This window comes from Luedemannella flava (assembly GCF_039528515.1).
Lineage (GTDB): Bacteria > Actinomycetota > Actinomycetes > Mycobacteriales > Micromonosporaceae > Luedemannella > Luedemannella flava.
On sequence record NZ_BAAALT010000271.1, the window covers coordinates 46009 to 52785 of the forward strand.

A 6777-nucleotide genomic window follows, 5' to 3' on the forward strand; every position below is an offset into this window, starting at 1 on the left:
CTTGCGGGTCCGGTCGCTACAGCCGCTCCCTGTAGCCGCCAAACTTGCAGGTCAACACAGGAGGGAGGCGGCGTGCGGCCGACGCGGGAGCAGCTCGAGGCGGCGCGGGACGCGACCATCCCCGACGTCATCGCCCACGGGCTCGACGTGCTCTTCTGCGGGATCAACCCGGGCCTGTGGTCGGCCGCGACCGGGCACCACTTCGCCCGGCCCGGCAACCGGTTCTGGCCGGCGCTGCACCGGTCCGGCTTCACCCCGCGCCAACTGCGCCCCGATGAACAGGCCGAACTGCTCGGCCACGGCCTCGGGATCACCAACCTGGTCGCCCGCGGCACCGCCCGCGCCGACGAACTGACCACCGACGAGCTGGTCACCGGCAGCGGGGGCCTTCGCGCCAAGGTCGCCGAATACCGGCCGGCCTGGCTCGCCGTCGTCGGCGTGACCGCCTACCGGACCGCGTTCGGCGACGGCCGCGCGGCCCTCGGCAGGCAACCGACCCGCCTCGGCACCACATACGTGTGGGTCCTGCCCAACCCGAGCGGCCTCAACGCGCACTTCACCGTCGACACCCTGGCCGCCGAGTTCGCCGCCCTACGCCGGGCCGCCGCCCACCACGTCACACCGCCTAAGGCATCCTAGGATGTTGGGCCCGGTGGCCGGAAGGTGCCGGGACGGGGTTGCAGGTGCGGGGCCGCATGATCGGGCTCCCAGGGGAACCGCCCCGCCCGGTCGTCGTAGCTGAGCTGCAGCAACGGCACCTCGCGGCGGTAGTACCGGTGCGCGCCGAGCGCGAGCTCGCCCGCGTCCGGCAGCGCCTCGGGCCGCACCCGGTGCGCCCATTCGTCGAAGGTCAGCACCTCGCCCGGGATGAGGATGCCGCCCGCGCGCACCCGACGTCCGAGGGCGTTGATGACGCCGCCGGCCGTGTCCGGCGGCAGCCCGAAGACGACCAGCTCCGGATGCCCGAGCCCGAACAGCCCGATGGAGTACGCGTACGCCGGCACCCCCGTCCGCGAACACCCGCACGTGGTCGATGAGCACGTGTCGCCCAGCACGTACTGCACGAACCAGCCGTAGCGGCGCACCACCGCCGTGACCCGGGCGTCGAACCGCTCCCGCTCGTCCATACCCACTCCCCCGTCGCGTGAGAACACCGACGATAGGGATCGATGGAGATCGGCGGGCCGGGCTGTGGACGGGCGACCCCGCTGTGGACAGACTTGACAACTCAGACGAGCGCCTCGACGGGAGCCGGCTCGCGGGGCACCGGCACCCGTGGCGCGGGCCGCACGTCCATCTCCCGCCAGAACCGCCCGAACAGCGGCGCGAGCGTTGCCGCCAGGTACATCGCCCCCACCACGAGCAGCGCCACGCGCGCCCCGTACTCCCCCAGCCAGCCGCCGAGCAGCGCGCCCAGCGGCATACCCGCGAACGCGACCGCCGTGGACAGCCCCTGCACCCGGGCCATGAGCCGCTCGGGGATCCGCTCGTAGAACACCGCCCCGAGGATCGGGTTGAGCGCCGCCGCGCCCAGCCCGCCGACGAAACTGACCGCCCCGACGGACCACGCGCCGCCGTCGAACGCGAGCACCACGTAGCGCGGCGCCCCGCAGACGAGAAACCCCAGGGTGTACGGGGCCCAGCGCGGCAGCCGCGGCGCCAGGTACGTGAAGACGATGTTGCCGAGCACCGCGCCGGCGGCGAACGCGGCCGACACGAGCCCGATGCCCAGCGGCGAGCCGAACACGTCGCGCGCCCACAGGGGCACGAGCACCGCCCCGGTCGCGTGGTCGAGCAGGTTGGTGAACGACACCATGAGCAGCAGCCCGAGGATCAGCCGGTCGGACCGGACGAACGCCAGCCCGGCGCGCAGCGCCGCCCCGTAGGGCTCCCGCGCCTGCGACTCCACGGGCCGGGTCCGCACGAGGAAGGCGACGAGCAGCGCGCAGACGCCGAAGGACACCGCGTCCACAAGCAGCACGGCCAGCGCCCCACGCGCGCTCGTGGTGCCGCCGAAGGCGACCACGATCGCGCCGGCCAACGGGGCGGCGAGCAGCCCCGCGGCCCGCGACAACCCGTCGTGCAGGCTGACCGCCCGCGTCATCTCCATCCCGGAGGCGGCCACGGACTGCGGGAACATGGCGCCACGCTTGGCGGCGTCCCCGAAGCCGCGCAGCCCGCCGGCGACGAGGACGAGCGCCAGCAACGCGCCGAACCCGAGGTCCCCGGTCGCGGCGAGCAACGGGACCGCGCCGACGACGACCACGCTGGCCGCGTCGGCGACGACGGACACGCGCCGGCCGCCGACCCGGTCGGTGACCGGCGCGCCCAGGGCGCTGGCCAGGACGTAGGGCAGGATCTCGACCGCGGCGACGAGGCCGGTGCGGGCGGCGCTGCCGGTGGTGACGAGCACCAGCCAGGGCAGCGCCACCATGGTCATCCGGCTGCCGAGGTTGGAGATGGTCTCGGCGACGAGCAGGCCGACCAGCGGACGGCGGTTCACGGTTGCGGCTCGTCGGCGAGGAACGGCAGCACCTGGATCTGCGCGATCACGCGTTCGGTGCCGGCGGGGGCGGGCACGTCGGGCCGGTCCATCCGGTACCGCTCGACGACGGCCTCGAGCTCGCTGACCAGGGCGGCCGCCTCCTGGGCGGTGAGCCGCAGCGACCAGTCGGACAGGGTGCCGCTGTCGTCCCAGGCGGCCGGCCGGGTCGGCGCCCCGTCGAGCCAGGCGTTGACGCGGTCGGCGGCGAGCGCGGCGACGGCGCGCAGGAACGCCTCGGCGTCCTCGGGCGCCTGGCGGGCGTCCGCCGCGGTGAGTTCGCTGGACCGGTGCCGGGCCCGCCACCAGCGCTCGCGGCCGCTGCCCCGGTCGGGGTCCTCCTCGACGAAGCCGTGCAGGGCGAGCTGGCGCAGGTGGTAGCTGGTCACGCCGCTGGACTCGCCGACCCGCTGGGCCAGCTTCGTGGCGGTGGACGGCCCGTCGGAGCGCAGCAGCCCGAGCAGGCGCACGCGCAGCGGATGGGCGATGCCCTTGAGGGTGCTCGCGGTGAGGGTGACGCGCTCGTCGGCGGGGACCATAACCGCAAAGATATCTTTGCAAAGGTTTCTTTGCAAACTCGACCAGCGCACAGCGCAACCGGCCCGCGCCGAAGCGGCGCGGGCCGGCAGAGATCCGGGACGGTCAGCCGACCGCGAGCGGCATCCGGGACGCGGCCAGCGCGGCGCCGATGATGCCGGCGTCGTTGCGCAGGGTGGCCGGCCGGATCGGCGTACGGATGTTGATGTGCGGCAGGTAGTTGTCGGCCTTCTTGCTGACGCCGCCGCCGATGAGGAACAGGTCGGGGGTCAGCAGGACCTCGAGGTGGCGCAGGTAGCCCTGCACCCGGTGGGCCCACTTGGGCCAGTCCAGCCCGTACACGGTGCGGGCCCGGTCGGACGCGTAGTCCTCGGCCTCGCCGCCGTGGAAGTGCAGGTGGCCGAACTCGGTGTTGGGGACGAGCTGGCCGTCGACGAAGACCGCGCTGCCGATGCCCGTGCCGAAGGTGAGCATCACGACGACGCCCGGGTGGTCGCGGCCCGCGCCGTAGGTCATCTCGGCCACACCGGCCGCGTCGGCGTCGTTGAGCACGACCACGGGCCGACCCAGGGCCTCGCCGAACAGCTTCTCCGCCGGCGCGTCGATCCACGAGTCGTGCATGTTCGCGGCCGTGCGCACGACGCCGTGCAGCACGACGCCGGGGAACGTCACGCCGATCCGGTCGGCCCCCTCGAAGGCGGACACGGCCCGGACCGTGGCCGCCACCACGTCGGTGACCGTGGCCGGGCGCGGGGTCTCCACCCGGTTGCGGTCGGCGGCGAACGCGCCCTTGTCGAGATCCACCGGTGCGGCCTTGATGCCGGAACCACCGATGTCGATACCCAGGATCATGGCGCCCCCTCCGACGTCTCTCGCGCCCAGACTACCTACCCGCGCCACGGACGGATCAGTCAGCGACGCACTTGTATGCGTCAATGAAAACCCCTTCACGACCAGGAACCTGTGAGCGCTCCCAGCCATCCTGGCAAAATTTGCACACCTTTTGGGCAGCACATTTGGTCTTGCTGTAGGACGGTCTCTCCACCAATCTAGACGGCGCGCTTGAGAGCGCTCACAAAGATCCACCCCACGGGGGAATCGTCCATCCACCCGAAGGAGATCTGGATGATCCGTTCCAGAGCCGTGGCCGCCGCGCTGACCACCGTCGCGGTCATCGCCGCGACCCTCACGGCACCGGGCACCGCACACGCGGCGACTTTGTCGATGCTCGGCGCCGACGTCTCGTCCCTGCAGCGCAGCCTGGACCTGGGCCAGACGTACTACAACGCGTCGGGCACGGCTCAGAACCCGTACGACATTCTGAAATCGCGGGGTGTGAACTACGCGCGTCTGCGCGTCTGGAACAACCCGGCCAGCGGATACAACAACAAGGCCAAGGTGCTCACGCAGGCGGCGGCGATCAAGGCCAAGGGCCTGAAGCTGATGATCGACTTCCACTACTCCGACACCTGGGCCGACCCCGGCAAGCAGTTCAAGCCGGCGGCGTGGTCGAGCCACAACATCAGCCAGCTGCAGACGGACGTGTACAACTACACGCTCGATGTCTGCAACAGTCTGAAGGCACAGGGCACCACGCCGGACTCCGTGCAGATCGGCAATGAGATCAACGTCGGCATGCTGTGGAACGAGGGGAAGGTCGTCAACAACGACTTCACCAACCTCAGTCTGCTGCTCAAGCAGGGGTACAACGCGGTGAAGGCCTGCAACGGCAGCACGCAGGTCATCATCCACACGGCCAACGCCAACAGCATGGCCAACGCCCGCTGGTTCTACGACGGCATCAAGGCGAAGGGTGTCAACTGGGACATCACCGCGCTGTCGTACTACTGCATGTGGCACGGCGACCTGACGAACCTGTACAACGTCATCGCGGACGTGAAGGCCCGGTACGGAAAATCGGTGATCCTCGCCGAAACGGCGTACCCCTTCACTCTGTCCAATGCCGACAGTCAGGCCAACTCGGTGAACACCACGTGCTCGGGCTACGCCGCAACCTGGGCGGGTCAGGGCACGAACTTCACCCACGTGCAGAACACGGCGCGCAACGCCGGCGCCATCGGCGTCTTCTACTGGGAGCCGACCTGGGTCGCCCGGGCCGGCAACGGCTGGGACCCGGCGAACATCAACGGGACCGGCAACGAGTGGGACAACATGGCGATCTTCAACTGGACAGGGCAGCTCAACCCGAACATCTGGTGGACGCCCTGACCAGGTAGTGCCCCGGCGGTGGGGGCACTCCCCACCGCTGGCACGGGGGGTCAGACCGCGACCGTCACGGCCGTCTCACCGGGGAAGGAGACGTCGAAGGTCGCGGTCCGACCCCCCGCACCCAGCTCGTACTCCCCGAGAAAGCCCGCGAACCGCGCCCGGCCGGCGGCGTCGGTGCGCAGCGGTGTCGGCGGTGTCCACCAGTCCCCCTTGACCAACGCGGACAGCGCGTCGTACGACGGCTTGGGGGTGCCGTCGGCGCGCAGGAACCCGCCCGGCGCGCCCAGCCAGCCGCCGTCGGTCAGGCCCCACCAGGTCGCCGACACGACGGCCGGGTGCGACAGCAGCGTCGTGTAGTGCCGCACGACCTCCTCGGCCTGGCGCTCCTCCCCCTCGGGCGTGCTCGGCCACGACGGGATCTGGTAGTCGTTGAGGTCGACGATCTCGGGCGGCATCAGGTCGCCGGAGACCAGCGTCGTCTCCGTGAAGTGCAGCGGCAGGCCGTAGCGGGCGAACCGGCCGATCGTCTCGAGCGTGCGCTCCTCGCCCCAGTAGCCCTGGTGCATGTGGCTCTGCAGCCCCAGCGCGTCGATCTTGATGCCGGCCTCGAGGACGCCCTCGATGAGGCACTCGTAGGCGGTCGACATGTCGAAGTCGTTGAGCAGCAGCGTCGCCGACGGGTCGGCCTCGCGCGCCGCGTCGAACACCATCCGCACCAGCGGGATGCGCCCGATGTCGCGGCACAGCCGGGTGAGCCCGTTGGCCTCCTTGTCGAACACCGGCATGATCACGACCTCGTTGATCACGTCCCACGCGTCGAGCACGCCGGCGAACGCGGCCGCGTCGCGGTGGATGCGCGCCACCTGCTCCCGCGCGACCTCCTCGACCGGCAGGTCGCGCAGCCACCCGGGGGCGAGCGTGTGCCAGGCCAGCGGGTGCCCCTTGACCACGCAGCCGCGCTCCTTGAACCACCGTGCGGTGGCCAGCAGCCGGTCGGTGTCCGGCGCGCCGCGCTCCGGCTCGAAGCGCCCCCAGTAGAACGGCAGCGTCACCGCGTTGAACACGTCCAGCCACGCGCCCGCGACCCGCTCGGCGCGCTCGCGCGCCTCGCCCTCGAGCTCGCCGTTGGCCAGCGCGATCTCGTCGAACCCGATGTTGCCGAACAGGAACCGGTGGTTGCGCTGCGCGAGCACCACCTCGGCGTCCGCGAGCGGCACGCCGTCCGCGACCACCGTGACACTCACGTCCGCGACGCGGTGCGGCCGGACCGCGGGATCAAAATCTTCAGGGGTACGGGCGACGACGGGCGGCATGCGGGTCCTCCGGTGTTCGCGGCATTGCGGACGTGGGGACCCTACCGTTGCATGCGAGTACTCGAAAGCGCTCATCATGCTGCCGCGCCTTGCGGTGCGGCGGTCCCGGTCCTGCCCGCCGGATGGGCGGTGCCGGGTTCACGCTTCTTCGCCACC

At 71.4% G+C, this 6777-nt stretch carries 7 protein-coding genes; 2 read left to right on the top strand and 5 right to left on the bottom strand.

Annotated elements, in window-relative coordinates; genetic code table 11:
- Nucleotides 1-72 precede the first annotated feature (72 nt).
- Nucleotides 73-639, top strand: coding sequence for a G/U mismatch-specific DNA glycosylase (gene mug, locus ABD211_RS30290; RefSeq protein WP_344139190.1), 567 nt, complete (start codon nt 73-75; stop codon nt 637-639).
- Here mug and ABD211_RS30295 read toward each other — a convergent pair.
- From ABD211_RS30295 to ppgK, 4 genes are all read right to left on the bottom strand, one after another.
- Nucleotides 636-1127 carry a DUF4262 domain-containing protein gene (locus ABD211_RS30295; protein ID WP_344139192.1) on the bottom strand — a complete coding sequence of 164 codons (492 nt, stop codon included), beginning with the start codon at nt 1125-1127 and terminating at the stop codon, nt 636-638. The genes mug and ABD211_RS30295 overlap by 4 nt on opposite strands.
- A 101-nt stretch (nt 1128-1228) precedes the next feature.
- A complete protein-coding gene (locus ABD211_RS30300; RefSeq protein ID WP_344139194.1) occupies nt 1229-2503 on the bottom strand; it encodes an MFS transporter in 1275 nt (424 codons plus the stop codon).
- Entirely contained in the window at nt 2500-3081 is a 582-nt protein-coding gene (locus ABD211_RS30305) for a helix-turn-helix domain-containing protein (protein ID WP_344139196.1), read from the bottom strand. The genes ABD211_RS30300 and ABD211_RS30305 overlap by 4 nt, the downstream gene beginning before the upstream one ends.
- 103 nt (nt 3082-3184) lie before the next feature.
- Nucleotides 3185-3931 carry a polyphosphate--glucose phosphotransferase gene (gene ppgK / locus ABD211_RS30310; protein WP_344139198.1) on the bottom strand — a complete coding sequence of 249 codons (747 nt, stop codon included), beginning with the start codon at nt 3929-3931 and terminating at the stop codon, nt 3185-3187.
- A gap of 273 nt (nt 3932-4204) precedes the next feature.
- On the opposite strand from ppgK, the gene ABD211_RS30315 reads away from it, so the two are divergent.
- Nucleotides 4205-5308 carry a glycoside hydrolase family 53 protein gene (locus ABD211_RS30315; RefSeq protein WP_344139200.1) on the top strand — a complete coding sequence of 368 codons (1104 nt, stop codon included), beginning with the start codon at nt 4205-4207 and terminating at the stop codon, nt 5306-5308.
- A 50-nt stretch (nt 5309-5358) separates the two neighbouring features.
- Here ABD211_RS30315 and ABD211_RS30320 read toward each other — a convergent pair whose 3' ends face one another.
- Nucleotides 5359-6621 (bottom strand): endo-1,4-beta-xylanase, encoded by a 1263-nt coding sequence (locus ABD211_RS30320; protein WP_344139202.1) that lies wholly within the window; start codon nt 6619-6621, stop codon nt 5359-5361.
- Between the last annotated feature and the right edge of the window lie 156 nt (nt 6622-6777).

Coding starts and splice junctions, on each gene's coding strand:
- ABD211_RS30295 (WP_344139192.1), bottom strand. CDS start 1,127: ATGGACGAGCGGGAGCGGTTCGACGCCCGGGTCACGGCGGTGGTGCGC.
- ABD211_RS30305 (WP_344139196.1), bottom strand. CDS start 3,081: ATGGTCCCCGCCGACGAGCGCGTCACCCTCACCGCGAGCACCCTCAAG.
- ABD211_RS30320 (WP_344139202.1), bottom strand. CDS start 6,621: ATGCCGCCCGTCGTCGCCCGTACCCCTGAAGATTTTGATCCCGCGGTC.
- ABD211_RS30315 (WP_344139200.1), top strand. CDS start 4,205: ATGATCCGTTCCAGAGCCGTGGCCGCCGCGCTGACCACCGTCGCGGTC.
- ppgK (WP_344139198.1), bottom strand. CDS start 3,931: ATGATCCTGGGTATCGACATCGGTGGTTCCGGCATCAAGGCCGCACCG.